Raw genomic sequence first — 26,829 nt, 5'->3', positions numbered from 1 at the left:
TGGTATGGGTAGCAAGGGGCTGGAGAGGGCGCGCGCCAAGATGGTCGAGGCCGGCGTGGACGAGGTGGCGATCGAGACGTTCGCGCACTACTTCCGGCTGCTCGAGCACGGCGAGACGGGCATGATCCCGGAGTCGAGCATCGACCCCGTCGACATGCCGGCGCTGAGCGACGTCGAGGTCGACGAGGAGGCGGGCGCGGAGGCGGTGCGGCGCACCGCCGTCATCAAGCTCAACGGCGGTCTCGGCACCTCGATGGGCATGGACCGCGCCAAGTCCCTGCTGTGCGTGCGGCGCGGGCTGTCCTTCCTCGACATCATCGCCCGGCAGGTGCTGCACCTGCGCCGGGAGTACGACGCCACGCTCCCGCTGATCCTCATGAACTCCTTCCGCACCTCGGAGGACACTGTGGCCGCGCTGGCCCGGTACGAGGACCTCCCGGTCGAGGGGTTGCCGCTGGAGTTCCTGCAGAACAAGGAGCCCAAGCTGCTGGAGAAGGACCTCTCGCCGGTGTCCTACCCCAAGGACCCCGACCTCGAGTGGTGTCCGCCCGGACACGGCGACGTCTACACCGCCCTGCGTGGCACCGGGCTGCTCGACCAGCTGATCGAGCGGGGCTTCAAGTACGTCTTCGTCTCCAACTCCGACAACCTCGGCGCCGTGCCCGACGCGCGGGTGGCCGGCTGGTTCGCCGGCACCGGCGCGCCGTTCGCCATCGAGGCCGTCCGGCGCACCGCCTCCGACCGCAAGGGCGGCCACTTCGCGCGGCGCAAGCAGGACGGGCGGATCGTCCTGCGCGAGACCGCGCAGACGCCGCCGGAGGACGCCGAGGCCCTCGCCGACCTCGACCGGCACCGCTTCTGCTCCACCAACAACCTGTGGTTCGACCTGGCCGCGATGAAGCAGGCGCTCGACGTCCGCCAGGGCATCCTCGGGCTGCCGCTCATCCGCAACGTCAAGAACGTCGACCCCGGCGACCCGAGCACCCCGAAGGTCGTCCAGATCGAGACGGCGATGGGCGCGGCGATCGAGGTATTCGAGGGGGCGCAGCTGATCGAGGTCGGGCGCGACCGGTTCGTGCCGGTCAAGACCACCAACGACCTCCTGGTGCTGCGCTCCGACGTCTACGAGATCGGCCAGGACTTCGTGCTCGACCAGGTCGCCGGCGACCTGCCGTTCGTCGACCTCGACACCCATTTCTACAAGCTGGTCCGCGAGTTCGACAAGCGCTTCCCCGAGGGCGCGCCGTCGATGCGCAAGGCCTCATCCCTCAAGGTCGAGGGGGACTGGACCTTCGGAAAGGGCGTGCAGGTCGTCGGCGACGTCGAGCTCGAGGCCACCAAGGCCGAGCGGGTCGCCCCCGACACCGTCCTGAGCGGTACGGCGGATGCCTGACGGACTCGTCTCCGTCGACGAGTTCCTCGCCCGCGTCCTGGCCGACCTGCGGCCGGCCGCGCCGGTCAAGGCGCCGCTGCTCGACGCCCTCGGTCTGGTCTGCGCCGAGGACGTCGCCGCCCCGCTGTCGCTGCCCCGCTTCGACAACTCCGCCATGGACGGCTACGCCGTGCGCCGCGAGGACGTCGCGACCGCGACGCCGGACGCGCCCGTCGAGCTGCCCGTCGTGGGTCAGATCGGCGCCGGCCAGGCCGGGCCCAGCCGGATCGTCGCGGGCGAGGTCGCCAAGATCATGACGGGCGCCCCGGTGCCCCAGGGCGCCGACGCCGTGGTGCCCTACGAGTGGACCGACCGTGGCGCCTCGACGGTACGGGTCAGCCAGGCACCGGCCCCAGGTCAGCACATCCGCGCCGCCGGCGGCGACGTCACCGAGGGTGACCACCTGATCTCGGCGGGCACCCGGCTCGGCCCGCGCCACCTCGGGCTGCTCGCCTCGGTCGGTCGCCCCACCGTGTCGGTGCATCCGCGGCCTCGCGTGGCGGTCCTGTCCACCGGCTCCGAGCTCCGCGACCCGGGCGAGGAGCTCGGCCCGGACTCCATCTACGACGGCAACTCCTACCTGCTGGCTGCGTCCGCTCGGCGCTTCGGCGCGACCGACGTACGCGTCGGGACGGTGCCCGACGACGAGGACGCGTTCCTCGCCCTGCTGCACGAGACCGCCGCGACCGCGGACGTGGTCGTGACCAGCGGCGGCGTCTCGCAGGGCGACTTCGACATCGTGAAGTCCGCGCTGCGCTCGCTCGGCACGGTCTGGTTCGGCGGCGTCGCCATGCAGCCCGGCAAGCCGCAGGGCTTCGGGCACGCGGGGGAGCGGCGGGTGCCGATCTTCACGCTGCCGGGCAACCCGGTGTCGTCCTACATCTCCTTCGAGCTCTTCGTGCGCCCGGCGCTGCGCACGCTGATGGGGCTCGCGCCGGCCGTCGAGCCCATGACGACCGCGATGCTGGAGGGCTCGGTGTCGTCGCTGTCGGGCAAGCGGCAGTTCCTGCGCGGGCGCTACGCCCTCGGCGCGGACGGCGCGACGGTCACCGTCCGGCCCATCGGCGGCACCGGCTCCCATCTGGTCGCGGACCTCGCCGCGTCCAACGCGCTCATCGTCGTGCCCGAGGAGCTCACCGCGCTCGAGTCGGGCACCCAGGTGCAGGTCGTCCTGCTGGATCGAGGAGCCCATGAGTGAGCCGCGGAGCGAGCCCCGTCTGACCCACGTCGACGACAGCGGTGCGGCCCACATGGTCGACGTCTCCGGCAAGGACGTCACGGCCCGCGAGGCCACCGCGTCAGGGCGGGTGCTGGTCTCCGCGGAGGTCGTCGCGCTGCTGCGGGGCGAGGGGATGCCCAAGGGCGACACCCTGGCCGTCGCCCGGCTGGCGGGGATCATGGGCGCCAAGCAGACGCCCTCGCTGATCCCGCTGTGCCACCCGCTGGCGTTGTCGTCGGTGTCGGTCGACCTCACCGTCACCGACCTCTCCGTCGACATCGCCGCGACGGTCCGCACCACCGACCGGACCGGCGTGGAGATGGAGGCGCTGACCGCGGTCTCGGTCGCCGCGCTGACCGTCATCGACATGGTCAAGGCCGTCGACAAGGCCGCGGTCATCACCGACGTGCGGGTCGAGGCCAAGTCCGGTGGGAGGTCGGGGGAGTGGACGCGGTGAGCCTGCCGGCCGCGGTGGTCGTCGCGTCCAACCGCGCCGCCGCCGGCGTCTACGAGGACACCACCGGTCCGCTGATCGTGGACTTCCTGGAGTCGCTGGGGTTCGCCGTCGGCGCTCCTGCGGTCGTGCCCGACGGCGACCCGGTGGGAGCCGCGATCGCCGCCGCGGTCGCCGCCGGCGCGCGCGTCGTGCTGACCACCGGCGGCACCGGCCTCACGCCGACCGACCGCACCCCCGAGGCGACCCGCCCGCTGCTCGATCGTGAGGTGCCCGGCATCGCCGAGGCGATCCGGTCCGCCGGCGTGGCCGCCGGCGTCCCGACCGCCGTACTGTCGCGGGGGGTGGCGGGCATCGCCGGCTCCGCGCTGGTGGTCAACCTGCCGGGCTCGCGCGGAGGCGTGAAGGACGGGCTCGAGGTGCTGCGGCCGATCCTGTGGCACGCCGTCGAGCAGGTCGCCGGCAGTGACCACTAGCGCCTGGCCGGCCCGCCTGAGCGAGGGCACGGACCCCGTCATCACCCTGCGGCCCCTGGCCTACGGTGACGTGGACGCCTGGCGCTCGGCCCGTCAGCGCAACGCCGCGTGGCTGGCGCCGTGGGATGCCACCGCGCCGCCAGGGTCGTCGGCCCGGGTCTCGTCGTTCCGCTCGCTCGTACGCCGGCTCAAGCGCCAGGCCCGTCAGGGCATGACCTACCCCTTCGCGCTGGAGGTCGACGGCCGCTTCGCCGGCCAGGTCACGGTCAACAACATCGTGCGCGGCTCGGCGCAGTTCGCGTCGGTGGGCTACTGGCTGGACCAGGAGTTCGCCGGCCGCGGCGTCATGCCGCGCGCGGTCGCGATGGTCATCGACCACTGCTTCACCGTCGCGGGCCTGCACCGGGTCGAGATAGCCATCCGCCCGGAGAACTCCAACTCGCTGCGCGTCGTGGAGAAGCTCGGCCTGCACGAGGTCGGCTTCGCCCCCCGCTTCCTGCACATCGACGGCGACTGGCGCGACCACCGGATCTACGCCGTCACCGTCGAGGAGGTCCCCGGCGGCATGCTCGCCCGCCTCGGAGGCGGTCGCCCGGATCGGGCGGGCGGGTAGGGCGGGGAGTTTCACCGGGTGCCCGGTGAAACTCACGGCTCCCGTATGAAACTTCGTACGGGAGGCACCAGATTCACCGGGTGCCCGGTGAATCTCGGGATACGGCACCAGCGCGCCCCCGGACCACACAAGCAACACCAGCAATTTGCGACACACGGGTAGACATCCGCCCCAGCACGGGGTAACGAACCTAACCTCGGACTCGTGGACCTGAGCGCACTCATCTTCGTCGCCCTGGCAGTGGCCTGGGCCGTGTACCTGATCCCGAAGGCGCTCAAGCACCACGACGACGCCGGCCGCAGCCGGTCCGTCGAGCGCTTCTCTCACACGATGCGGGTCCTGGCCCGGCGCGAGCCGACCAGCGGCAAGAGCGCCCGCCTCGTCGTGACGCCCGGGCGGCCCGCCTCCACGGCGCGGCCCGTGGTCGAGGTGCCCGTCGCCGTGCCCGACAAGGTGCCGGCCGTCGAGGCCGAGGTCGCCGCTCCGACCCCTGCCGAGCGCCGGGCCCGCCGCGCCGCTGCGGCCCGCGCGGCCAAGCGCCGCCTGCGCGTCCTTAGCCTGATCGGCCTGGCCACCCTCGTCGTGATCGCGCTCGCGGTGGGCGCGGTCATCCCCTGGCCCTACGTCGGCATCCCGGTCGCGGTGCTCGCCCTCTGGCTGGTCGCGTGCCGGCTCATGGTCAAGCGTGAGCGCGCGGTCGACGCCCCGATTATCCGCGTCCCCGTCGTGCTCCCCGAGCAGCCCGTCGAGGGGCCGATCACCGAGGAGATCGACGTCGTCGCCGACGAGCCCCCGGCCGCGCGCGATCCCGACGCGTGGGACCCGGTGCCCGTCACGCTCCCGACGTACGTCTCGAAGGAGCAGGCCACCCGCCGCTCGGTCCGCACCATCGACCTGGACTCGACCGGTGTCTGGACCTCCGGCCGCACCGAGGCCGACAGCGCCCTGGCTCGCGAGGCCGAGGAGGCGGAGCGCTCGGCCAAGGCCGCGGGCCAGGACGACGAGCGCCGCCGCGCATCCGGCTCCTGACCGATTCGGTGCCCTCCTGGGGCTGGTGATAGCGTTTCGTCCCGCGCCGTCGGTGATCCCGTACGGCGTGATGGGGCTGTGGCGCAGTTGGTAGCGCGTCTCGTTCGCAATGAGAAGGTCAGGGGTTCGAATCCCCTCAGCTCCACCAAAGGGCCGGGTCTGACCTGCAGTGATGCGGGCAGGCCCGGTCTTGCATATGCAACCACCCCGCAGCAGGTCCGCGGGGCGACGGTGAGCAGCACCTGCCCCAGCCGTCCCTCGTACTCCGCGCGGAGTACGGCGAAGTGTCTGCCGTGGCCAGACGCGTCGGCCCCGCCGGCTTGACAGCGTGATCGCCATGACTACTGAACTGCTGGCGCCCGACCACTCCGGTGCCGATACCAGACCGAAGAGGTCACGAACCAAGACCCTGCTGCCCTGGCTCATGCTGGCGGTGTGGGCCGGGCTGGTGGTGGGCGGCTACTCACTCTCCGGCAAGCTCGACTCGGTGACCCGCGATGGCCAGGTGGACTACCTGCCGGCCAGTGCCCAGTCGACCAAGGTGCTCCAGGCCGAGGCCGAGCTGCCCGGCGGCGAGAACGGCCTGCTCATGGTCGTGTACGAACGAGCGGGCGGTCTCGAACCGGGCGATCGGGAGGCGGTCGTCCGCGGTCAGACCGAGCTGGCGGAGCGGTTCGGCAGCGACACCGGTGCACTGCCCGAGATCGTCGACTCCGACGACGGCACGGCCCTGATGTACGCGCTTCCGCTCGACCGTGATGCGGTCGCAGAGGAGGCCGGCGCCACTGCCGATGCGCGTGACCTCCTCGAGGACCGGCCGAGCGGCCTGAACGCGTATGTCACCGGTCCGAGCGCGCTGGGGGCCGACATGGACGAGGTCTTCGATGCCGTCGACGCGACATTGATGCTCGCTACCGCCGTGGTGGTGGCGCTCCTGCTGATCCTCACGTATCGCAGTCCGGTGTTGTGGCTGGTCCCGCTCGCCTCGGTCGGGGTCGCGGCGATCACGTCGATGGGTACCGTCTACGCACTCACCCAGATCTTCGACTTCACCATCACCAGCATGAGCTCGGCGCTGCTGATCGTGTTGGTCTTCGGCGCGGGCACCGACTATGCCTTGCTGCTCGTGTCTCGCTACCGCGAGGAGCTGCACCGACACGTTCGGCCGATCGACGCGATGCTGGCGGCGCTGCGTGGGGCCGGGCCGGCGATCCTCGCTTCGGCGGCGACGGTGGTCGCCGGCTTGTTGTGCCTGTTGGCCGCGGACCTCAACAGCATCAGCAGTCTCGGCCCGGTGGGTGCTGCGGGCATCGGGTCCGCGCTGCTCGTCATGCTGACGCTCTTCCCGGCCCTGCTGGTGGTGCTCGGGCGCCGCGTCTTCTGGCCGTTCGTCCCGCGACTCGGGGGTGAGGCACACAAGCCCCGATCTGGGTGGGCTCGACTCGGCGAGCTGGTTGCGCGCCGCCGCGTCGTCAGCTGGGCGGTGCCGCTGGTGATCCTGGGCGGTCTCGCCCTGGGCACGGTGGGTGCCAGCGGCTCGCTTCCGCAGCTGGACCAGTTCGCCCGTTCGACACCGGAGTCGGTGACCGGGGCGAAGCTGATCGAGGCTCGCTACCCCGACGAGAGCGGTCAGCCGCTCACCGTGATGAGCCGGCCGGATCAGAGCCGCGAGGTCCTGGCCGCCGTCGAAAGCACGCCGGGGGTCGCCCAAGCCGAGATCGGCCGGGCCAGCGACGACTGGGTGGAGATCTCCGTGCTCCCGGTCGACTCGCCAGACAGCGCGGGTGAGACGGCCACGATCAAGCAACTGCGGGAGAACGTGGACGAGGTCGCCGGTGAGGCCGCGCTGGTCGGCGGGCCGAGTGCCGAGAGGCTCGACGAGGCCGAGACGAACCAGACCGACCGCAATCTGGTGATGCCGCTGATCCTGCTGGTGGTGCTCGCCATCCTCGGGCTACTGCTCCGGGCGATCGTGGCTCCGCTGGTGCTGGTCGCCACCGTCGTGGTGTCGTACTTCGGCGCCCTCGGACTGTGCAACCTGTTGTTCGACCATGTCCTCGGATTCGCCGGCATGGAGTCGTCGGTGCCCCTGATCGGGTTCCTCTTCCTGGTCGCGCTCGGTGTCGACTACAACATCTTCCTCATGACGCGGGTGCGGGAGGAAGCCGTCCGGCACGGCACTGTCGAGGGCACGAAGCGGGGCCTCGCAGTGACGGGTGGCGTGATCACCTCGGCCGGTGTCGTGCTGGCGGCGACGTTCGCGGTGCTCGCCTCGCTGCCGCTCGTCATGCTCGTCGAGATTGGGATACTGGTCGCCGTCGGCGTGCTCATCGACACCTTGCTGGTGCGGTCCATCGTGGTTCCCGCACTGACGATGTCGCTGGGTTCGAGGATCTGGTGGCCCAGCAAGCTCTCGCGGACGAGTGAGGACAGTGTCGATGACCGTGCTTGAACGATGACGGCGCTCCGTCCGCCAGTGGCCGATCGGCTGCTGGCGGCGGGGTCGTTCGTGCTCGGCGTCGTCGTCGCGATCACGCTCGAGGAAGTCGATTTCGACGGCGAGCGAAGCGTGGATCTGTGGGCGATCGCGCTCCTGGGCGCGATGTCGGCGCCCTTGCTGGCCCGCCGGCGCTGGCCGATCCTCGTCGTCCTCGCGGTCCTCGCCGTGTCGACGCCGTACCACATCCTCGACTATCCCCATGAGGCCACGATGCCGGCCTCGCTGGTGGCGGCGTTCACGGCGGCGCGCTACTGCGACCCACCACGGCGGCCCACCGCGGCCCTGCTGGCGGTGGCCGCGGTGACCGTGCCGGTCCTCGCCGACGAGGCGTCGGGGGCACCTGACGATGCTCTCCTCGGCGCCGGCTGGCTGTTCGTGGCCTTCTTTGCGGGACTGGCGGTCCGCTTCCATGAGAACTGGAAGGCCGCCGTCACCGCGCGACTCGAGCAGGAGCGTGCCGACGAGGTCGAGCGGCGGGTCGCCGAGGAGCGGGTTCTGATCGCTGCCGAGCTGCACGACGTCCTCGCGCACGGCCTCGCGGTCGCGAACGTCCAGGCGTCGGTCGCTGCGCACCTGATCGACCAGCTGCCGGGGCGGGGGGATGCGTCGCTGCAGGAGCTGTCCAGCACGCTGCACCACCTGTCGGACACGAGTCGGGCCACCCTCCATGAGCTGCGCGCCGTACTCGACGTCCTGCATGGTGGCGAGACCGAGCCGACCGAGCCAGCGCCCCACCTCGGCGAGCTGCAGCGTCTGGTGGAGATGGCCGCGGCGGCTGATGTCCGGGTCGACGTGGAGGCCGACGGGCTGCCGGAGGAGCTACCGTCGACGGTGTCCGTGGTGGCCTATCGGATCATCCAGGAGTCGCTCACCAATGTCATTCGACACTCGACGGCCAAGCACGTGACCGTCCGACTCGACCAGGACGGTCCCCGGTTGCGGGTCGAGGTCGTCGATCACGGGCCCGCGCGACCGAGCTCGACCGTGACCTCGGCCGGCTTCGGCATCCTGGGGATGACAGGGCGGGCGCAGGCGGTCGGCGGCGAACTGTGCGCCGGGCCGGGAGAGTCCGGAGGATTCGAGGTGCGCGCCAGCCTGCCGCTGCCGGAGATCTGGCGGGTGCCGTCGTGATCCGGGTCCTGCTCGCCGACGACCAGACCCTGGTGCGCGGCGCGTTCGCGCTGCTGGTCAACTCCGCTGATGACATGGAGGTGGTCGGGGAGGCCGGCACCGGCGACGAGGCGGTGACGCTGACCCGGGACCTGCGCCCCGACATCGTCTTGATGGACATCAGGATGCCGAACACCGACGGCGTCGAGGCGACGCAACAGATCTTCGCTGACGATGGATCGCGTGGCAGCAAGGTGTTGATCCTGACCACCTTCGAGACCGACGTCAACGTACTGCGCGGCCTTCGCGCGGGGGCGTGTGGATTCCTGCCCAAGGACACCCGCCCGGACGCGCTGCTGGACGCCATCCGCACCGTCGCGGCGGGAGAGGCGCTGCTGTCGCCCGGCGCGACCAGGACGGTCATCACCCGTGCGCTGAGTCGTCCCGACGCGCCTGCGCCCGAACGGCTGGCCAGCCTGACGACGCGCGAACGCGAGGTGCTTCGGCTCATCGCCGCGGGCCTCAGCAACCAGGAGATCGCGGACGAGCTGGTCCTCAGCCCGCTGACGGCCAAGACACACGTGGGCCGCATCCTCGCGAAGATGGGCGCTCGCGACCGGGTCCATCTCGTGATCGCCGCCTACGAAGCCGGGCTCCCCTAGGCGCGTCCCAGCGTCCACCCCCCGGGCGAGTCCGGAGATCTCACCCCCGCGCCAACGGCGGGACCGGGGACGTCGGTCATTCTGGGCGATGGCCCTTCTGAGGACGAGCGTCTCGCTGCGTGCGTCCGGTGCGTCACAGTCGATCGGCGACCGGAGTGCTCAGGCCACATTCGCATTAGGGTCGCGTGGATGAGGTTCGTGAGTGCCACCAGTCGTGGTCACGGTCGACCCAATGAAGACTTCGTCGGCGGTGTGCCCGGCGCGGCGGTCTTGCTCGACGGCGCTGGAGTCCGCGGCAGCGAGGCGATCTGTCGCCATGGAGTGGCGTGGTACTCCCACCGTCTCGGCGCGAGCCTGCTCGCAAGGCTGGCCCGCGATGACGAGACGAGCCTGGTCGCGGCCTTGGCCGATGCAATCGACGAGGTCGCCGGACAGCATCGCGACACGTGCGACATCGCGAACCCGAGCAGCCCGCAATCGACTGTGTCGATAGTCCGATTCAGGGGCGACCGCGCGGACTTCTTGGTGCTGGGCGACGTGTACGTCGTTCTCGACCTGATCGATGGTCTCCCGCAGGTGGTCACCGACACCCGCGAGGTCAGCGTGCGCCGCGAGTGCACGGCCGCCCTGCACGGGGTCCCGGCAGGGACCCGTGAGCACGACCAGAGGAAGCAGTCGGTCATCGACGCGCTACGGGCTCGGCGCAATCAGCCTGGCGGATATTGGATCGCCAAGGACGATCCGCGCGCCGCGATGGAGGCGGTCACCGGCTGGGTGCCCATCGAGCAGCTCCGCGGCGCCGCGCTTCTCAGCAATGGAGCCAGTCGGATCGTGGACCCCTATCAGCTCTGCGAGTGGCCGACCGTTCTGCAGCTGATCCGTGCGGATGGCCCCCACGAGATCCTGCGACGGATCCGGGAAGCCGAGGCTGCGGGCGCCGGCTCACGTGAGGGCGTTGGCGAGCCTGACGACGCGACCATCGCCTACTGCGACCTTGTCGAACGCGGGTCCATCGGCGAGTGACCCGAGCCATGCCAACGGCACCCGGACAGTCCGAGGCCGCCCAGCACGAACGCGCCTCTCAGCCGCCGTACGTCGTCACCACGATGTCGCCGAGGTGGTGCGTGCCGGGACCGAGCGTCACTGATGTCATGGCGGTGTCCAGCCAGTACGGCGTGCCGTCCTGGAACGGGAACGTCACGAAGAAGATCTCGTCGTTGATCTCCCGTCGCCGGCCTCGCGGGCCAGGCGCCCCCCGACCCGCGGCCACGACGGTGTAGCGGCCCGGACGCAGCCCGGTGAAGGCGACCACGCCCCGCTCGTCGCCGGCGCCGACGAGCACCGGGCGCCCGCGACGGTCGCGGAGCTCGGCGACCGCGTTCGCCGCCGAACGTCCGCCCTGGCGGAGGGCGAGCGTGATGCCGGCGCCGCGGCGGACCCGCACGACCGGCGTGACCACCTGATGCGCACCCGTGATCGTGACCGGCCGCCACCCCGGCCGCCAGGGCGAGCCGGGCGCGGCGGCGCCCGCGAGGTAGCGACCAGGCACCAGGCCGGTCTCCGGCACCTCGGGCGAGCGCAGGACATTGACGAGCGCGCCCTTCACGGGCGCGCCGGCGGCGTCGACGATGACGCCCTCGACCCAGCCCGGGGCGGAGGCGGCGGTGCCGGCTACGTCGCGCGCGACGGCGGTCGGCGCACCCGCCAGCACGGCGGCACCGGCCAGGCTCAGGGCCAGCGTGGGGATGAGGGGGTGGCGCACCGAGGTCTCTCTCCTGGGTCCCGGGGTGGGACGTCGAGAGCGAGACGCGAGAAGCGCGCCGATGGTTGCAACCGGTCCGGCCCGGTCCGCAGGGGAAGCCTCGCGGCCGGGCGGGCGTTGGCGCAGGTGTGAGGCTCTCCCTGCTCGACCGCTCGCGGACCCGCGCCGGCCGGCCCGACGCCGAAGGGTTGACCGGCACGATTCAGAGGGCGCGGCACGCGGAGTCGGTGGGCTTCGAGCGGTTCTGGGTGGCGGAGCACCACGCGGTCCCGGGGATCGCCTCGGGCTCCCCTCCGGTCCTGCTGGCCGCGCTGGGAGCCCGCACCTCGACGATCCGGATCGGCTCGGGCGGGGTCATGCTTCCGCACCACCAGCCGTTCGTCGTGGCCGAGCAGTTCCGCGTCCTCGAGGCGCTCTTCCCCGGACGGGTGGACCTCGGCCTGGGGCGGTCGCTGGGGTTCACGGCCCCGGTACGACGGGCGCTGCGCCACGGCGCCGAGGAGCCGGACACCTTCGAGGCGGACCTGACCGAGCTGCGCGAGTACCTCGAGGGAGCGGCCGCGGTGACAGTGCGCCCCGTCACTCCGGCCACCCCCATGCACCTGCTCGCGACGGGACGAGGCCTGCAGGTGGCCGCCAGGCTCGGCCTGCCCGTGGTCGTGGGAGGCCCGATCCTGGACGACCCCGAGGTGGGGGAGAGGCTCGCCGGCTACCGCCGTGACTTCCGTCCGCATCGAGGCAGCACCGCGAGCGTGACCGTCTCCTTGGACGTCACGGTCGCCGACGACGACGCGAGCGCCGTCGAGCTCGCCCTGCCGGAGGCCTGGGCGATGGCGCGGTCGCGACAGACGGGGAAGTTCCCCCCGCTCGAGGCGCCCGAGGCGATCCGGGCCCACCCGTGGCCGGACCAGGTGCGGCGGCGCGTGGATTCGGCCCTGGACCGCGCCGTGGCCGGCGACCCGGCGACCGTGCGCCGCGCGCTGGAGCGCCTGGTCGAGCGCACCGGCGCCGACGAGCTGATGGCCAGCACGTCGACGTACGACCGGGAGGCGCTGCTGGCGTCCGACGCCGCGCTACGCGCGATCGTCTCCTAGCCCGGGCGGGGCACATGAGCGGCCGCGGCACGGGTACCAGCCACGCATGGACACGACGAGCCAGGACCTGACCGGACGCGTCGCGCTGGTGACCGGCGGGGGGAGCGGTCTGGGTGCCGCGATCTGCCGCCACCTCGCCGGTCGCGGCGCTCAGGTGCTGGTGGCCGACGTCAACGCGGACGGCGCCCGGCGTACGGCGGACGAGATCGCCGGCAGCGGCGCCCCGGGCAAGGCGGAGGCGGTGGTGCTGGACATCACCGACCCCGTGGCCGTCGACGCGGCGGTCGAGGAGGCCGCGAGGGTCCACGGCGCCGCGTTCGACTGCCTGGTCAACAACGCGGGGACCGACCGGGGCGCGGACCTGGTCGACGTGGACGACGACCAGTGGCACGGGGTGTTCGCGGTCAACGTGCACGGCCCGATGTACCTCAGCCGCGCCTTCGTGCGACACCTGCAGCGCGTGGCGGACGAGGGCGTCCTCGGCGACATCGTCTGCGTGGTCTCGATCTCCGCGCTCACCGTGGGTGCGGGTGCGGGGGCCTACAACTCCTCGAAGGCGGCGCTGCTCAAGCTGACCGAGGTGATGCAGACCGAGGCGCGCGAGCGCGGGTGGCCGGCGCGCGTCAGCGCCATCAACCCCGCGGCCATGGCCACGCCGATGATGGACCAGTGGGGGTTGCCCCCCGAGAAGATGATGGACCCCGCCGTGGTGGCCGGCCTCGTGGGCACCGCCGTCTCCCTGCCGCCCGACGTGGTGCTCCAGAGCCTCGTCGTCACGACCCGGGTGGAGGCCTACCCCCGCTGACCGACCGGCTCGTCCTCGAGCATCCGGCGCCGGTCCTCGACCCGGCGCGGCAGCCGGTTGCGGCGGCGCAGCGCCCCGGGGAGGCGGGGCACGGCGTCCGCGATCGCCGCGGAGCCGGTGCGCGAGCCCGCCAGCTCCCGGGTCACCTCCCGGACCTCCGCCCACGGCCGGCGCATGACCGCGGTGAGGAGCCGGTTGCGTGCGATCCGCACGCGCCGCGCCTGCGGGTCGTCGCGCCTGGGCGACGGGTGGTGATGGGCGACGACGTCCTCGACGTACGCGAGCCCCCAGCACCCCGCCGCGAGGTCGAGCGCCAGCCGCTCCTCCTCGCCGGCGAAGAAGACGACCTCGTCGAAGCCGCCTGCGTCCAGGAAGGCCGAGCGCCGCACCACGGCGCCACAGGCTACGAAGCCCAGCACGGGTGGCCCGGGCAGGTCCACCGCGCGTGGCAGCGGCGAGGCGGCCATCTCGCGGCACACGGGGTCCAGCTCTCCGGTCTCGCCCACGAGGAGACGCGCGGCCAGCACTGCCAGCCGGGGCGAGCGGTCGAAGTGGGCGGCGGCCCGGTCCAGGGACCCCGGCGCCCACCACGAGTCGTCGTCGGAGAACGCGACGTAGGGCGTGTCCGCCGCCTCGACTCCGACGTTGCGCGCCGCCGCCCCGTGGTTGCGGTCCAGCCCGATGACGCCGATGCGAGGGAAGCGCTCTCGCACCCGAGGTGCGGTGCCGTCCTCGGAGCCGTTGTCCACGAGGAGCACCGGGCCGGCGTGGCGCGGCAGCGTGCGCTCGAGGTCGGGCCACCGGTTGCGCGTCACCACGACGGTGGTGACGCTCACCGCCCGACCTCGCCCTCGAGCAGGACGTCCCAGTCGTCGAGGAACCGCTTCAGCCCGTAGCGTTCCAGTGCGTGGCGCCGCGCGGCCGCGCCGGTACGGGCGGCGAGGGCCGGGTCGGCGAGGAACGCCGCGGCTGCGGCGGCGACCTCCTCCGGTCGGGTGGCCACGACTCCGGTGTGCGGGGGCACGGCGAGCGCCGCCTCGGTCGTCGCCAGGGCGACGACGGGCATCCCGAGGTGCATGGCCTCCAGCAGTGAGAGGCCCAGTGACGTCCAGCGGGCCGTGTGCACGTAGACGCGCCTTCGCGCGAGCTCGTCGTGCATCCGGTCCTGGGGCAGGTCCTCGTAGACGCTCAGCTGACGCGGTGGCAGTCCGGTGGCCGCCGGGAGCAGGTCGACCCGCATGCCGAAGACGTCCACCCCGGAGGTCCGCGCCAGCAGCGGGACCAGGTCGGTGCCGACGGAGCGGCCGCGGCGCACCGGGTCGTTGATCGCGACCGCGGCCCGGGCGATCTCGCCGGTGTAGCGGTGGCCGGGGTCCACGATGCCGTGGTCGACGACCACCGTCCGCGCGCTCCCGCAGTCCCAGAACAGCTGGTTGAAGCCGGTCACGTGGGCGAGGAGGATCCGGTCCTGGTCGGCCAGGGGATGCTGGGTGTCCGGCACGTCGCCGGTGGGCGTGTTGTGCTCGACGTAGACCGCCGGCAGGTCGCGCCCCGGCCGTCGACCCAGCCACCGCTCGGCGAGGTCCCGCTCGTGCGGGCGCTGCAGCACGACCAGGTCGACGTCCAGGTCGAGCAGGTCCTCCGCTGCGACCTCCCGCACGCTGGCCGGCCAGTCCCAGGTGCGGGCGCGGCCGAGCCCGTCGGGGCCGCGGTCCGCGGTGACGGGGACGACGTACTCGTGGGGGCCCTGGACGAACGACGTCGTCCATGACCCGTGGACGTGCCACAGGAGGATCCGCACGCCGCGCCAGTGCCCGGGCTGGCCGCCTTCATGCCCGAGGCGGGCGCCACTTCACCCTTTCGGGTGCCGTTTGGAGCGACGTCTCCGGGGAACCGCCTCTGTCTGCTGCGAGAGGAGCCGACGTGAAGGTGCTCGGTGTCAACGCCCTCTTCCACGACCCGGCCGCCGCCCTCGTCGTCGACGGACAGACGGTCGCCGCCGCGGAGGAGGAGCGCTTCTCCCGGCGCAAGCACGGCCATCGTCCCGTGCCGTTCGCCGCCTGGGAGCTGCCCGAGCAGGCCGCGCGCTGGTGCCTCGAGCAGGCGGGTATGGACGTCTCCGACCTGGACGCGGTCACCTACTCCTTCGACCCGACGCTGGCCCGCCCCGCCGAGGCGCTCGGCCTGCACGACCCGTGGGACCACCTGCGCCAGACCTACGCCCACCATGCCCCGCAGTTCCTCGCGACCTCCCTGCCCGGGCTCGACCCCGCCGCCGTCCGGTTCGTCCGGCACCACGTCGCCCACGCGGCCTCCGGCGCGCTGGCCTCGCCGTACCAGGACGCCGACGTGCTCGTGCTCGACGGGCGTGGGGAGTGCGCCAGCCACCTGGCCGGCCGCTACGAGGGAGGCCGGCTCACCGTGCACGCCACCCAGGAGCTGCCCCACTCGCTCGGCCTGCTCTACGAGGAGCTGACCGAGCACCTCGGCTTCCTCCGCTCCTCCGACGAGTTCAAGGTCATGGCCATGGCGTCCTACGGCACGCCGCGCTTCCACGATGAGATCCGCGCTCGCGTCCGCACGGACGACCGCGGTGGCTTCTCGACCGACCCGATCGCCTGGCACACCATGGCCAAGCCGCTGCGCCCGGGCGAGGAGTGGGACCAGGACCACGCCGACCTGGCCGCCTCGGTGCAGGCACGCCTGGAGGAGGTGCTGCTCGAGCTGGCCCGGTGGCTGCGCCGGCGCACCGGCGGAGATCGCCTCACCCTGGCCGGCGGCGTCGCGCTCAACTGCGTCGCCAACACCCGTCTGCACGCCGAGAGCGGCTACGACGAGGTGTGGGTGCAGCCCGCGGCCGGCGACGCGGGGACCGCGCTGGGCAGCGCCCTGCACGTGGCCGCCGAGGAGGGCGACGAGATCCGGCCGATGCCGGGTGCGGACCTCGGCCGCGGGTGGAGCGACGAGGAGATCGAGGCACACCTGCGCACCGCTCAGGTGGACTTCGAGCGCCCCGCCGACGTGGCCGTGGAGGTCGCCGAGTGCCTGGCGGCCGACGGAGTCGTCGCGTGGTTCCAAGGCCGCAGCGAGTACGGCCCTCGCGCTTTGGGGCACCGCTCGCTGCTGGCGCACCCGGGTCGCTCGGCCAACCTCGAGCGCCTCAACGACGTGAAGGGCCGCGAGCAGTTCCGCCCGGTCGCACCGATGGTCCTGGCCGAGCGTGCCTCCCGGATCTTCAGCCGCGGCCCGCTGCCGTCGCCGTACATGCTCTTCGTGCACGACGTGGCGCCGCAGTGGCGCGAGCGGATCCCGGCCGTGGTCCACGTCGACGGCACCGCGCGGGTGCAGACGGTGGACCGTGACGGCGAGCCCCTGGTGGCTCGGATGCTCGAGGCCTTCGAGCAGCGGACCGGGCTGCCCGTGGTGATCAACACCAGCCTCAACACCGCCGGGCGGCCGATGGTCGACGACCCGCGCGACGCCCTCGAGTGCTTCGGGTCCGCCCCCGTCTCGCTGCTCGCCATCGGCCCCTTCGTCGTCCGCCGACGACCACCCGGGCGATGACCCCGTCGACCACCACCGTCGTCGTACCGACGGTGGGACGCCCCACGCTGGCCGTGTTCTTCTCGGCACTCGCCCGGCAGAGCCGGCGCGTCTCGGCGCCGGTGATCCTGGTCGACGACCGCCCCTCCGGCCCCGACCTGGCCCAGTGGCTCGTGCAGGAGGTCCCGCACCACGGTCTCGACGTGCGGGTGCTGCGTGCGGGCGGCGGCGGACCGGCGCGCGCCCGCAACATCGGCTGGCGGCACTCGCGCTCGCGCTGGGTCTCCTTCCTCGACGACGACGTCGTGCCCGACCGTGACTGGTACGAGACCCTCGCCGACGACCTGGCGCGGGCCGAGACGCGCGACTGCGTGGGCAGCACCGGCCGGGTGCGCGTGCCGCTGTCCGGGCACCGGCCGCCGACCGACTGGGAGCGCGGCACCGCCGGGCTGGAGACCTCCCGCTGGATCACCGCCGACCTCAGCTACCGTCGCGACGCCCTGTCGGAGGTGGGCGGGTTCGACGAGCGGTTCCCGCGTGCCTTCCGCGAGGACGCGGACCTGGCGCTGCGCCTGGGCGGGGAGCGGCGGATCCTCGACGGTGCCCGGTGGATCACCCATCCGGTGCGGCCGGCCGACGACTGGGTCAGCCTGCGCCAGCAGGCCGGCAACGCCGACGACTTCCTGATGCGGGCGGTCCACGGTCGTGACTGGCACCGGCGTGCCGACGCGCCGGTGGGTCGTCGACCCCGGCATCTGGCCGTCAGCGCCGCGGCCGTCCTCGCGCTGGCCGGTCTGGTCGCCCGGCGTCGCGCGCTCGCGCTCGCCGGACTGGCCGCCTGGACGGCCGGCACGGTCGAGCTCGCGTGGGCCCGGATCGCGCCGGGGCCACGCGACGCCGACGAGGTACGGCGCATGGTGCTGACCAGTGCCGCGATCCCGCTCGCCGCGACCTACCACGCCGCGCGCGGCGCCCTGCGCCACCGCGGCGCCCGGCCGTGGCGCGGCCTGCCGGAGCTGGTGCTCCTCGACCGCGACGGCACCCTGGTCCACGACGTGCCCTACAACGGCGACCCCGCTCGGGTGCGCCCCGTCGACGGCGTCCGCGAGAGCCTGGACCGGCTCCGCGCGGAGGGGGTCCGCCTCGCCGTCGTCACGAACCAGTCGGGTGTCGCCTCGGGACGCCTCACCCGCGAGCAGGTGGACGCCGTCAACGCCCGGGTCGAGGAGCTGCTCGGACCCTTCGACGTCGTCGAGGTCTGCCCGCACGGCCCCACCGACGGCTGCGGCTGCCGCAAGCCGGCGCCCGGGATGCTCAAGCGCGCCTGTGAGGAGACCGGGGTGGACCCCGGGCGCGCGGTGATGATCGGCGACATCGGCGCCGACGTCGAGGCCGCTGCGGCGGCCGGGGTCTCGGCCGTCCTGGTGCCGACGGCGTCGACCAGGGCCGAGGAGGTCGCTGCGGCGTACCGCGTCGCCCCGTCCTTCGCCACGGCCGTCTCGAGCGTCATGGCGGGCGAGTGGTGAGCCGCGTCCTCGCCGTACGACTCGACAGCCTGGGCGACGTGCTCGTCACCGGGCCGGCGGTCCGGGCGCTGGCCGGTGCCGCGGAGCACCTGACCCTGCTCTGCGGCCCCCGGGGCCGCGCCGCCGCCGAGCTGCTCCCGGGCGTCGACGAGGTGCTCTGCTGGCGCGCGCCGTGGGTCGACCCCGACCCCGAGCCGGTGCGCCGCGACCACGTCGAGGACCTGCGGGCGGCGCTCGCCGCGCGCCGGTTCGACCGGGCCGTCGTCTTCACCTCCTTCCACCAGTCGCCGCTGCCGACGGCGCTCGTGCTGCGCCTGGCCGGGATCGCGTGGGTCGGGGCGATCTGCGAGGACTACCCCGGCTCCCTCCTCGACGTGCGCCACCGCCTTCCCGACGACCTGCCCGAGCCGGAGCGGGCGCTGTCGCTGGCCGCCGCGTGCGGCGCCCGCCTGCCGCCCGGCGACGACGGACGGCTGGCCGTGCGCGGGGTGGCGGCCCAGGCGGCGCTGGCGCCCGAGCCGCCGTACGTCGTGCTGCACCCCGGGACGTCGGTCCCGGCGCGGGCCTGGCCGCCGGACCGGTTCCGCGAGACGTGCCGGCGCCTGGTCGACGGGGGGCACCGGGTCGTCGTCACCGGCGCCCCGGGCGAGCGTGGCCTCACCGCTCGCGTCGCCGGTGCCAGCGGCGCCCTCGACCTCGGCGGACGCACCGACCTGGCGGGCCTGGCCTCGGTCCTCGCCCACGCCCGGGCCGTGGTGGTCGGCAACACCGGCCCCGCGCACCTCGCGGCGGCCGTGGGCACCCCGGTGGTCTCGCTGTTCGCGCCGACGGTCCCCGCGGAGCGCTGGGCGCCGTACGGCGTGCCCCGGGTGCTGCTCGGCGACCAGACCGCGCCCTGCCGCGACTCGCGCGCCACGGTCTGCCCGGTGCCGGGCCATCCCTGTCTCGCATCCGTCACCCCCGACGACGTGCTCTCCGCGGTGGGGGCCTTCAGCGCCCCACCCGTCGCGGAGCCGGCATGAGGAGAAGGAGGACACCATGAGGATCGCCCTGGTCTCCGAGCACGCGAGCCCGCTGGCCGCACTGGGCGGGGTCGACGCCGGTGGGCAGAACGTCTACGTCGCGGCCCTCGCCGCGGGACTCGCCGGGTCGGGCCACGACGTCACCGTCTACACCCGCCGCGACAGTCCCGGCGGCCCGGCGAGGGTCGAGGTGGCCGACGGGTACGCCGTCGAGCGGGTCCTGGCGGGCCCGCCCACCGAGGTGCCCAAGGACGACCTGCTGCCCTTCATGGACGCCTTCGGCGACCAGCTGCGCGCGCGTTGGCTCGACGAGCCGGTCGACCTGGTGCACGCCCACTTCTGGATGAGCGGGCTGGCCTCGCTGCGCGCCACCCGCGGTCTCGAGGTCCCGGTGGTTCAGACCTTCCACGCCCTCGGCTCGGTCAAGCGTCGCGAGCAGGGTGCCGCCGACACCAGCCCCGCCTCGCGCATCGACCACGAGCGTCGGCTGTGCCGCGAGGCGACGGCCGTGGTGGCGACCTGCACCGACGAGGTGGAGGAGCTGCGGGCCTTGGGCCTGGAGTCGGGACGGGCCAGCGTGATCCCGTGCGGGGTGGACGTACGCCGCTTCCGCCCGGGGCCCCGTGGCGAGGGCGGCGGCGGGGGCCGGTACCGGCTACTGGTCATCGGGCGCCTGGTGGAGCGCAAGGGCGTGGGGAACGCCATCGAGGCGCTGGCGAGGATCCCGGACGCCGAGCTCCAGATCGCCGGCGGGCCGCGTGCCGACGCGCTGGACGCCGATCCCGAGGTGCACCGGCTGCGCCGCCTGGCTCGCTGCCTGGGCGTGGCGGACCGGGTCCGCTTCCTCGGCAGCGTCGATGCCTCGGACGTACCCGACCTGATCCGCGCCAGCGACGTGGTCGTCGCCGTGCCGTGGTACGAGCCGTTCGGCATCGTGCCGCTGGAGGCCATGGCCTGCGCTCGGCCCGTCGTGGGCACGGCCGTCGGCGGCTTGCTCGACACCGTGGTCCCGGGCCACACCGGCGAGCTGGTCGCGCCACGGCGCCCGCACGAGCTGGCCCGCGTGCTGCGCGAGCTCCTCGACGACCCGGCACGACGGGCCGCCTACGGCCGTGCCGGCCGGCGCCGCGCCGTCGAGCTCTACGACTGGCGTCAGGTCGTGGCCCGGGCCGAGGCGGTCTACCACGCACTCGCGGGCACGACCGTCCGCCCGACCACGGAGGTGATGCGATGAACGCGACGAACCGACGCCCGGGGCACACGCCGTGCGACCACGAGCACCTGCACGAGCTCACGCTGGCACTCGACCGGTTCGCCCCCTGCGTGGACCTGGTCGACGACTGGGGGGTGCGGCTGGCCGGGGTGCTGGCCGGGGGCGGTCGCCTGCTGGCGGCCGGCAACGGCGGCAGCGCGGCCCAGGCCCAGCACCTGACGGCGGAGCTGGTGGGCCGCTACCGCGAGGACCGGCCGCCGTTCTCGGCGATCTGCCTGAGCGCCGAGACGTCGAGCCTCACCGCCATCTGCAACGACTACCCGGCCAGCGAGCTGTTCGCCCGCCAGGTGGAGGCGCACGGCCGCCCGGGCGACGTGCTCGTCCTGATGTCCACGAGCGGACGAAGCGAGAACCTCGTCGCGGCCGCCCGCCGCGGGGTTGCCGCGGGCATGGAGGTCTGGTCGATGACGGGGGCGCTCCCCAACCCCCTGGCCGAGCACTCGACCGAGAGCTGCGCGGTGGACGCGCCCTACACCGCCACCGTGCAGGAGCTGCACCTCGTCGCCCTCCACATCCTCTGCGCGGCCCTCGACCGCACCCTGGAGGTGGGGGTCTCGCGTACCCGCAGGAGCCCCGCCGAACTCGCCGCCGCCCGCGGCCTGGGGGCCTGACGTGCCGGGCCCCCTGGTCGTCCTCGGCGACTCTCTGCTCGATGCCGACCTGTCCGGCACGGCGAGCCGGCTCGCCCCCGACGCCCCAGTGCCGGTGCTCGACCGGCTGGAGGAGGTACGCCGCCCCGGCGGCGCGGCACTCGCCGCCGCGATGGCGGCCCGCTCGGGCCACGACGTCGTCCTGGTGACCGCCCTCGCCGACGACGCGGACGCCGCGACGCTGGCCGGGCTGGTGGCCGACGCCGGGGTCCGCCTGGTGCCGGTCGGTCACGACGGCGCCACCGTGGTCAAGCGCCGGGTGCGCTCCTCCGGGCAGAGCCTGCTCCGGTTGGACAGCGGTGTCGCAGGGACGCCGGGCGACCTCGGGCCCGACGCGCTCGAGGCGCTGGCCGGCGCCGGCGCCGTGCTGGTCTCCGACTACGGCCACGGGCTCACCGACCGCGAGACCGTACGGCGCGCGGTCGCAGCCGCGGCTCGCCGGGCGCCGGTGGTGTGGGACCCACACCCGCGCGGCTCGGCCCCTGTCGCGGGCTGCCGTCTGGTGACGCCCAACCGGGACGAGGCCTCCCTCCTGGCGGGCCGGTCCGGCCTCCTCACCGGGGGACGCACCGGTCTCGCCGCGATCGCCGAGGAGGCCGCCGCGCTGGTCCGGGCCTGGGCGGCCCATGCGGTGGCGGTGACCCTCGGGCCCGACGGCGCCCTGCTCTCGCACGGCGAGACCTCGCCGTCGGTGGTCCCCGCGCCGGCCGTGCGCGCCGGCGACACCTGCGGTGCCGGCGACCGCTTCGCGAGCGCCGCCGCGGTGGCGCTGGCCAGCGGTGCCGTGACGCTCGAGGCCGTGCAGGACGCCGTGCTGGCGGCGGCCGACTTCGTCGCCGGCGGGGGCGCCGCCGGACTCGCGGTCTCCGGTTCGTCCTCACCCGCGCCCGATCCCCTGGCCGCGGTCCGGTCGTCGGGCGGCACGGTCGTCGCGACCGGAGGCTGCTTCGACCTGCTCCACGCCGGCCACGTCGCCACCCTCGAGGCCGCCCGTGCCCTGGGGGACTGCCTCGTGGTCTGCCTCAACTCCGACCACTCCGTCCGCCGGCTCAAGGGCCCCGGGCGGCCGCTGGTCCCTCAGCAGGACCGCGCCCGGGTCCTGGCAGCGCTCGCGCCGGTCGACGCGGTCCTCGTCTTCGAGGAGGACACCCCGGCGCAGGTGCTGCGCGGCCTGCGCCCCGACGTCTGGGTCAAGGGCGGCGACTACGCCGGTGCCGAGCTGCCGGAGGCCGCGCTGCTGCGGGAGTGGGGTGGCGTCTCCGTCGTCGTGCCGTACCTCGACGGCCGGTCGACCACCCGCCTGGTCTCCACCGCCGCGGCCCGGGCGGTGGAGCGGTCGTGAGCCCGCGGGTCCTGTCGCTGCGCGCGCTCGGGCTCGGCGACTTCCTGACCGGCGTCCCGGCGCTGCGCGGGCTGCGCCGCGCACTGCCCGGCCACACCCTGGTGCTGGCCGCGCCCGAGGCGCTGCGACCCCTGGCCGAGCTCAGCGGCGCCGTCGACCGGCTGCTGCCCACCGGGGAGCTGGAGCAGATCGCCTGGCCGGGGGCACCGCCCGAGGTGGCGGTGGACCTGCACGGCAACGGGCCGGAGACCAAGCGCCTGCTGGAGGTCCTGCACCCGCGTCGGCTGGTGGCCTTCGCCGGCCCCGTCGGCGACGGGAGCCGGCTGGCGGGACCGCGGTGGGATCCCGACGAGCACGAGGTGCGCCGCTGGTGCCGCTTGGTGGATGCCGCGTTCGGGCGGCACGCCGACCCGGAGGACCTGCTGCTCGCGGTCCCGAGCCGTCCCCCGGCGGCCGTGGGGGCCGCCGTGGTCCATCCAGGAGCCGCCTCCGCGAGCCGGCGGTGGCCGGCCGAGCGGTTCGCCGCGGTGGCGCGGCACCTGGCTCGGTCGGGGGAGCGACCGCTGGTCACCGGCTCGCCCGCGGAGGAGCCCCTCGTCCAGCGGGTGGTGGAGCTGGCCGGCCTGCCGCCCGAGGCGGCCCTGGGCCCGACCGACCTCGCCGATCTGGCCGCTCTGGTCGCGCACGCCCGGGTGGTCGTCTGCGGTGACACGGGCGTCGCGCACCTCGCGTCGGCCTACCGCACACCCTCGGTGGTGATCTTCGGGCCGACTCCACCGAAGCGCTGGGGGCCGCCCGCCTCGGGGCCGCACACGGTGCTCTGGCGCGGGAGCGGGGTCGGCGACCCGCACGGCTCGCGGCCCGACCCGGCCCTGCTGCGGGTCAGCGTGCCGGAGGTGCTGACGTCGCTGGACGGCGCCTTGACCCGGACGACAGCTGCTGGGTGACCCACTCCACCGTCCGCTTGAGGCCCACGTCGTTGGGCGTCATGGGGCTCCAGCCCAGCCGCTCCCGGGCGACGGTCAGGTCGGGCCGGCGCAGCCGGGGGTCGTCCTCGGGCAGCTCGACGAACCGGATCTCCGAGGACGACCCGGTGAGCGTCAGCACGGTGTGCGCCAGCTCGAGCATCGTGGTCTCGTCGTCGTTGCCGATGTTGACCGGCCCCTGGAGGCCGGAGAGGGCCAGGCGCAGCAGCCCCTCCACGGTGTCCTCGACGTAGCAGAGCGACCTCGACTGGTGGCCGTCCCCCGCGACCGTGAGCGGCTCCCCGTCGAGCGCCTGCTGCACGAAGGTCGGCACCACGCGGCCGTCGGCCACCGCCATGCGGGGACCGTAGGTGTTGAAGATCCGGGCGATCACGGTGTCGACGCCGCGGTGTCGCCGGTACGCCGCGGTCGTGGCCTCGGAGAAGCGCTTGGCCTCGTCGTAGACGCTGCGCGGGCCGATCGGGTTGACGTTGCCCCAGTAGTCCTCGGGCTGGGGGTGTCGCGCCGGGTCGCCGTAGACCTCCGAGGTGGACGCGAGCAGGAACCTCGCGCCGTGCTCCGCCGCCAGCTCGAGCGCGTTCGTGGTCCCGACGCTGCCCACGCGGAGAGTCTCGAGCGGCAGCCGGAGGTAGTGCAGCGGCGATGCCGGAGACGCAAGGTGGAAGACGAGGTCGACCGGGCTGGTGACCGGCACGCAGTCGCACACGTCGGCCTCCACCAGGTGGAAGCCGGTGCGCTCCCTCAGGTGGGCCACGTTGTCGCGGTGACCGGTCAGCAGCGAGTCGACACAGACCACCTCGGCGCCCTCGGAGAGCAGCCGGTCACACAACCAGGACCCCACGAAGCCCGCTCCGCCCGTGACCACTGCTCGTGCTCCCACCAGCCCCTGGCTCACCCCGCCCGCCCTTCCGCCGCTCGACCGATCCGCGCCAGTACCCCTCCTGTGCGCGACGACACCTGCCGCGGGCGGCGGGCTAGGCGGTGGTGCGGCTGAGCGGGAGACGCACCGTGAAGGTGCTGCCCCGGCCCAGGTGGGAGTCGAGGAGGATCGAGCCGCCGTGGCGCTGGACGATCCGGCGCACGATGCTCAACCCCAGGCCGGTGCCCGGCAGCGCGAGGGCGTCGGGGTTGGTGGAGCGGAAGAACTCCGTGAACAGCTCCTCCTGGTCGCGCGGGCTGATGCCGTAGCCGGTGTCCTGCACCACCAGCCGCACGAAGCGCTCCGTGCGCGCGGTCGTGACCGTGACGGCCCCGCCGGGCGGTGTGTACTTCACCGCGTTGCCGACCAGGTTCAGCGCGACCCGCTCCAGCTCGTCCCGGTCTCCGCTGATCAGCAGCGGGCCCGCGTGCGGCGTCAGCGCGAGGGTGATCCCCTTGTCCTGGGCCGTGGGGCGGAAGGCCGCGACCGCGTCGAGGGCGGCCTGGTGCAGGTCGACGACTCCTGCCGCGGCGGAGGTGTCGGTGTCGGTGAGCTTCTTCAGCGTCAGCAGGTCGTCGATGAGCGCCATGACCCGCTCCAGGTTGCGGCCGATGACCCGGAAGCTTTTCGACGGTGCCGAGGCCGGATCGTCCTCGATCAGCTCCAGGTGGCCGGTGATGGCGGTCAGCGGCGTACGCAGCTCGTGCGAGACCGTGGAGATCAGGTCGCTCTTGTAGTGGTCGAGCGCCTCCAGCTGCCCGACCAGGACGTGCTCGCGCTCGAGCAGCCGGGCGTTCAGCACGGCCTGTCCGAGGTTGCGGGCGATCTGCCCGGCCGCCTGCACCTCGTACGGCGAGAACTCGGGGCCGCCCGTGCGGCGCAGGAGGACCAGGTAGCCCAGACAGTCGTTGCCCGCGCCGAGCGGTGCCAGCAGGATGGTCTGCGCGTCCAGGGGCCTGACGTACTCAAACAGCACATGCTGCTCGGGGTCCTCGGGGTCCTCGCGGGGCGGACGGCGCGGGACCCATCCGGCCCTCCCGCCCGCCACCAGGGTGCGGTCCTGGGCGTCCAGGCTGGGACCGGCGGGCGCCGTGGTGCGCTCGGTGACCACCGGCTCCGTGGCGTGCTCGGTGGCCCCGATCGTCGCGCCGCCCGCCTCGATCCGGACCAGGGACACGCGCCTGCGGGCCCAGGCCTCGTTGGCCGTGCGGGTGACCAGCCCCAGCAGCGCGTCCGAGCCGGCCGCCATGGAGTCGGGGTAGCGCGCGCTCGTGCCTGAGAGCCGCTCGCCGTCGGCGAACGCGCGCAGCCAGAGGTGGTCGGCCCCGAGCGCCTCGGCGATCGGCTGCACGCTGCTCTCGACGATGTGGGTGACCTCGAGCGAGCGGGTCGCGTTGCTGTGGATCGCCTCGACGGCGCCGGCCAGCCTCACCTGCTCCTCCAGCTCGGTGGCGCGACGGGCGTTGTGCAGCGCGATGCCGGCGAGGTCGGAGTACATCTCCAGCAGCTCGCGGCGGGACTGGTCGGGGCGTCTGCCGTCCACGGGCACATCGACCGAGAGCAGCCCCAGGAGCTCGCCATCGGGGGAGCGCAGCGGTGAGCGCAGGGTGTCCTCCGGGCGCCAGCGGTCCGGGTCCAGCGACGCGCTCGCGTCGGCGTCCACAGCGGGGAGCCAGCCGGTCGAGACATCCCCCAGGCGCCCGGCGGGGATGAAGAGCAGGGAGCCCCACTGGTCGGCCACGGTCAGCTCGTCCTCCATCGAGGACAGCGGGACCTCCATGCCGAGGAGCTGCTCGCGGGCCTCGGCGCTGCCGGAGACAGCCGCGATGTGGAAGGTCAGGTCGCGCGTGAGGTAGCTGATCGCCGCGACGCCGAACCCGACCGCCTGGGCCACCCCCTCGACGACCGCGTCCAGCACCGAGTTGACGTCGGCGCCGCCGTTGATGCGGCGCATGATCTGGTAGATCGGCCGTAGATCTCCGACCTGTGCGCCAACCGGACCCACGCTCACCTCCCGACGAGTGGCAAGTCTCGCAGGTCCGCGGTCCGGCTCACGCGAGGGTCATGACACGGGTGCGGGCGCGTCCGGGTCCTGGCCGTCCTTGCGCAGGCCCGGAGGCAGGTGACCGGTCTGCTTGGCGTAGACCTGGGCGGCCTGGCGGGCGGCGAACATCCGGGCCAGGCCGATGAGGGTGCCGCTCACCGCGGCCCACGCCACCGCCTCCCACACGTTCACGTCCGGGTCGGCGGGGTTGGCGGGCGGGTTCTTGCCCGTCGCCGCCTTCCAGGAGACGTTGAGCGTCTTCTTCGCCATGGCGGCGGCGCCCACGGCCGAGACGAGCGAGACGGCGGTGAAGATCTTGGAGCTGTCGGAGGCCATGAGTCGCGGTACCCACTCCGGTCGGCTCCATC

At 73.7% G+C, this 26,829-nt stretch carries 25 protein-coding genes and 1 tRNA gene; 20 read left to right on the top strand and 6 right to left on the bottom strand.

Translation table 11 applies throughout. The annotated features are described in order from the left end of the window. The first annotated feature begins 4 nt into the window (after positions 1-4). The 11 genes from LRP67_RS00570 (at position 5) to LRP67_RS00520 (ending at position 10,518) form a co-directional block, all read left to right on the top strand. Positions 5-1,393: a UTP--glucose-1-phosphate uridylyltransferase gene (locus LRP67_RS00570; protein ID WP_231268036.1), complete on the top strand. Its 1,389-nt coding sequence runs from the start codon at positions 5-7 to the stop codon at positions 1,391-1,393. Continuing rightward, positions 1,386-2,630 (top strand): gephyrin-like molybdotransferase Glp, encoded by a 1,245-nt coding sequence (gene glp, locus LRP67_RS00565; RefSeq protein WP_231268034.1) that lies wholly within the window; start codon positions 1,386-1,388, stop codon positions 2,628-2,630. The genes LRP67_RS00570 and glp overlap by 8 nt, the downstream gene beginning before the upstream one ends. Beyond that, positions 2,623-3,108, top strand: coding sequence for a cyclic pyranopterin monophosphate synthase MoaC (gene moaC, locus LRP67_RS00560; protein ID WP_231268032.1), 486 nt, complete (start codon positions 2,623-2,625; stop codon positions 3,106-3,108). The genes glp and moaC overlap by 8 nt, the downstream gene beginning before the upstream one ends. Further along, positions 3,105-3,581 carry a molybdenum cofactor synthesis domain-containing protein gene (locus LRP67_RS00555; protein WP_231268264.1) on the top strand — a complete coding sequence of 159 codons (477 nt, stop codon included), beginning with the start codon at positions 3,105-3,107 and terminating at the stop codon, positions 3,579-3,581. Before moaC ends, LRP67_RS00555 begins: the two co-directional genes overlap by 4 nt. Continuing rightward, positions 3,571-4,194, top strand: a complete 624-nt coding sequence (locus LRP67_RS00550; RefSeq protein WP_231268030.1) for a GNAT family N-acetyltransferase — start codon at positions 3,571-3,573, stop codon at positions 4,192-4,194. Before LRP67_RS00555 ends, LRP67_RS00550 begins: the two co-directional genes overlap by 11 nt. A 204-nt stretch (positions 4,195-4,398) precedes the next feature. Then, entirely contained in the window at positions 4,399-5,223 is an 825-nt protein-coding gene (locus tag LRP67_RS00545) for a hypothetical protein (protein WP_231268022.1), read from the top strand. Positions 5,224-5,295: 72 nt separating this feature from the next. Further along, a tRNA-Ala gene (locus LRP67_RS00540) sits at positions 5,296-5,371 on the top strand. A 189-nt stretch (positions 5,372-5,560) separates the two neighbouring features. Then, a complete protein-coding gene (locus LRP67_RS00535; RefSeq protein ID WP_231268021.1) occupies positions 5,561-7,675 on the top strand; it encodes an MMPL family transporter in 2,115 nt (704 codons plus the stop codon). Between the two features lie 24 nt (positions 7,676-7,699). Continuing rightward, positions 7,700-8,854, top strand: a complete 1,155-nt coding sequence (locus tag LRP67_RS00530; RefSeq protein WP_231268019.1) for a sensor histidine kinase — start codon at positions 7,700-7,702, stop codon at positions 8,852-8,854. After that, complete coding sequence (locus LRP67_RS00525) at positions 8,851-9,495, top strand: response regulator transcription factor (RefSeq protein ID WP_231268018.1); 645 nt, start codon at positions 8,851-8,853, stop codon at positions 9,493-9,495. Before LRP67_RS00530 ends, LRP67_RS00525 begins: the two co-directional genes overlap by 4 nt. A 189-nt stretch (positions 9,496-9,684) precedes the next feature. Next, entirely contained in the window at positions 9,685-10,518 is an 834-nt protein-coding gene (locus LRP67_RS00520) for a protein phosphatase 2C domain-containing protein (RefSeq protein ID WP_231268016.1), read from the top strand. A gap of 58 nt (positions 10,519-10,576) precedes the next feature. On the opposite strand, the gene LRP67_RS00515 is transcribed toward LRP67_RS00520, so the two are convergent. Further along, complete coding sequence (locus LRP67_RS00515; protein ID WP_231268014.1) at positions 10,577-11,257, bottom strand: hypothetical protein; 681 nt, start codon at positions 11,255-11,257, stop codon at positions 10,577-10,579. A gap of 128 nt (positions 11,258-11,385) precedes the next feature. Here LRP67_RS00515 and LRP67_RS00510 point away from each other — a divergent pair, with 128 nt between their 5' ends. Beyond that, positions 11,386-12,351, top strand: a complete 966-nt coding sequence (locus LRP67_RS00510; protein WP_231268012.1) for an MsnO8 family LLM class oxidoreductase — start codon at positions 11,386-11,388, stop codon at positions 12,349-12,351. 46 nt (positions 12,352-12,397) lie between these two features. Further along, the gene (locus LRP67_RS00505; protein WP_231268009.1) at positions 12,398-13,156 is read left to right on the top strand and encodes an SDR family NAD(P)-dependent oxidoreductase; all 759 of its coding nucleotides are present in this window, start codon (positions 12,398-12,400) and stop codon (positions 13,154-13,156) included. Here LRP67_RS00505 and LRP67_RS00500 read toward each other — a convergent pair. Together LRP67_RS00500 and LRP67_RS00495 are read right to left on the bottom strand one after the other, a co-directional pair. After that, complete coding sequence (locus LRP67_RS00500) at positions 13,144-13,992, bottom strand: glycosyltransferase family 2 protein (protein WP_231268008.1); 849 nt, start codon at positions 13,990-13,992, stop codon at positions 13,144-13,146. The two genes, LRP67_RS00505 and LRP67_RS00500, sit on opposite strands and share 13 nt — an antisense overlap. Beyond that, positions 13,989-14,957: a glycosyltransferase gene (locus tag LRP67_RS00495; RefSeq protein WP_231268007.1), complete on the bottom strand. Its 969-nt coding sequence runs from the start codon at positions 14,955-14,957 to the stop codon at positions 13,989-13,991. Before LRP67_RS00495 ends, LRP67_RS00500 begins: the two co-directional genes overlap by 4 nt. A gap of 122 nt (positions 14,958-15,079) precedes the next feature. Between LRP67_RS00495 and LRP67_RS00490 the strand changes: the two genes are divergently transcribed. From LRP67_RS00490 to LRP67_RS00460, 7 genes are read left to right on the top strand one after another with little or no spacing between them, the layout of a single operon-like run. Beyond that, complete coding sequence (locus tag LRP67_RS00490; RefSeq protein WP_231268006.1) at positions 15,080-16,720, top strand: carbamoyltransferase C-terminal domain-containing protein; 1,641 nt, start codon at positions 15,080-15,082, stop codon at positions 16,718-16,720. Further along, complete coding sequence (locus LRP67_RS00485; RefSeq protein WP_231268004.1) at positions 16,717-18,225, top strand: HAD-IIIA family hydrolase; 1,509 nt, start codon at positions 16,717-16,719, stop codon at positions 18,223-18,225. Before LRP67_RS00490 ends, LRP67_RS00485 begins: the two co-directional genes overlap by 4 nt. Next, on the top strand, positions 18,222-19,247 hold the full coding sequence (locus LRP67_RS00480; RefSeq protein ID WP_231268002.1) for a glycosyltransferase family 9 protein: 1,026 nt from the start codon (positions 18,222-18,224) through the stop codon (positions 19,245-19,247). Before LRP67_RS00485 ends, LRP67_RS00480 begins: the two co-directional genes overlap by 4 nt. A gap of 16 nt (positions 19,248-19,263) precedes the next feature. Further along, on the top strand, positions 19,264-20,481 hold the full coding sequence (locus LRP67_RS00475) for a glycosyltransferase (RefSeq protein ID WP_231268000.1): 1,218 nt from the start codon (positions 19,264-19,266) through the stop codon (positions 20,479-20,481). Beyond that, complete coding sequence (locus LRP67_RS00470; protein WP_231267999.1) at positions 20,478-21,131, top strand: SIS domain-containing protein; 654 nt, start codon at positions 20,478-20,480, stop codon at positions 21,129-21,131. Before LRP67_RS00475 ends, LRP67_RS00470 begins: the two co-directional genes overlap by 4 nt. A 1-nt stretch (position 21,132) precedes the next feature. Next, positions 21,133-22,512, top strand: coding sequence for a D-glycero-beta-D-manno-heptose 1-phosphate adenylyltransferase (gene rfaE2, locus LRP67_RS00465; protein ID WP_231267998.1), 1,380 nt, complete (start codon positions 21,133-21,135; stop codon positions 22,510-22,512). Beyond that, on the top strand, positions 22,509-23,459 hold the full coding sequence (locus tag LRP67_RS00460; RefSeq protein ID WP_231267997.1) for a glycosyltransferase family 9 protein: 951 nt from the start codon (positions 22,509-22,511) through the stop codon (positions 23,457-23,459). Before rfaE2 ends, LRP67_RS00460 begins: the two co-directional genes overlap by 4 nt. On the opposite strand, the gene LRP67_RS00455 is transcribed toward LRP67_RS00460, so the two are convergent. The 3 genes from LRP67_RS00455 to LRP67_RS00445 all read right to left on the bottom strand — a co-directional run bounded on the left by LRP67_RS00455 (position 23,395) and on the right by LRP67_RS00445 (position 26,797). Then, positions 23,395-24,393, bottom strand: a complete 999-nt coding sequence (locus LRP67_RS00455) for a UDP-glucuronic acid decarboxylase family protein (RefSeq protein WP_231267996.1) — start codon at positions 24,391-24,393, stop codon at positions 23,395-23,397. The genes LRP67_RS00460 and LRP67_RS00455 overlap by 65 nt on opposite strands. Positions 24,394-24,472: 79 nt before the next feature. After that, positions 24,473-26,371, bottom strand: a complete 1,899-nt coding sequence (locus LRP67_RS00450) for an ATP-binding protein (protein ID WP_231267994.1) — start codon at positions 26,369-26,371, stop codon at positions 24,473-24,475. 108 nt (positions 26,372-26,479) lie between these two features. Next, entirely contained in the window at positions 26,480-26,797 is a 318-nt protein-coding gene (locus tag LRP67_RS00445; RefSeq protein WP_231267993.1) for a DUF4235 domain-containing protein, read from the bottom strand. Positions 26,798-26,829: the final 32 nt, after the last annotated feature.

It is taken from the genome of Nocardioides sp. cx-169 (assembly GCF_021083605.1).
Lineage (GTDB): Bacteria > Actinomycetota > Actinomycetes > Propionibacteriales > Nocardioidaceae > Nocardioides.
The sequence above is the reverse complement of the archived record's forward strand: the minus strand, read 5'-3'. Positions and strand labels throughout refer to the sequence as shown.

Excerpts from the sequence above, each read along its gene's own strand:
- LRP67_RS00535 (WP_231268021.1), top strand. The coding sequence starts at position 5,561 with ATGACTACTGAACTGCTGGCGCCCGACCACTCCGGTGCCGATACCAGA.
- LRP67_RS00505 (WP_231268009.1), top strand. The coding sequence starts at position 12,398 with ATGGACACGACGAGCCAGGACCTGACCGGACGCGTCGCGCTGGTGACC.
- LRP67_RS00470 (WP_231267999.1), top strand. The coding sequence starts at position 20,478 with ATGAACGCGACGAACCGACGCCCGGGGCACACGCCGTGCGACCACGAG.
- LRP67_RS00475 (WP_231268000.1), top strand. The coding sequence starts at position 19,264 with ATGAGGATCGCCCTGGTCTCCGAGCACGCGAGCCCGCTGGCCGCACTG.
- LRP67_RS00485 (WP_231268004.1), top strand. The coding sequence starts at position 16,717 with ATGACCCCGTCGACCACCACCGTCGTCGTACCGACGGTGGGACGCCCC.
- LRP67_RS00450 (WP_231267994.1), bottom strand. The coding sequence starts at position 26,371 with ATGCGCCGCATCAACGGCGGCGCCGACGTCAACTCGGTGCTGGACGCG.
- LRP67_RS00520 (WP_231268016.1), top strand. The coding sequence starts at position 9,685 with ATGAGGTTCGTGAGTGCCACCAGTCGTGGTCACGGTCGACCCAATGAA.
- LRP67_RS00570 (WP_231268036.1), top strand. The coding sequence starts at position 5 with ATGGGTAGCAAGGGGCTGGAGAGGGCGCGCGCCAAGATGGTCGAGGCC.
- moaC (WP_231268032.1), top strand. The coding sequence starts at position 2,623 with ATGAGTGAGCCGCGGAGCGAGCCCCGTCTGACCCACGTCGACGACAGC.
- LRP67_RS00445 (WP_231267993.1), bottom strand. The coding sequence starts at position 26,797 with ATGGCCTCCGACAGCTCCAAGATCTTCACCGCCGTCTCGCTCGTCTCG.
- glp (WP_231268034.1), top strand. The coding sequence starts at position 1,386 with ATGCCTGACGGACTCGTCTCCGTCGACGAGTTCCTCGCCCGCGTCCTG.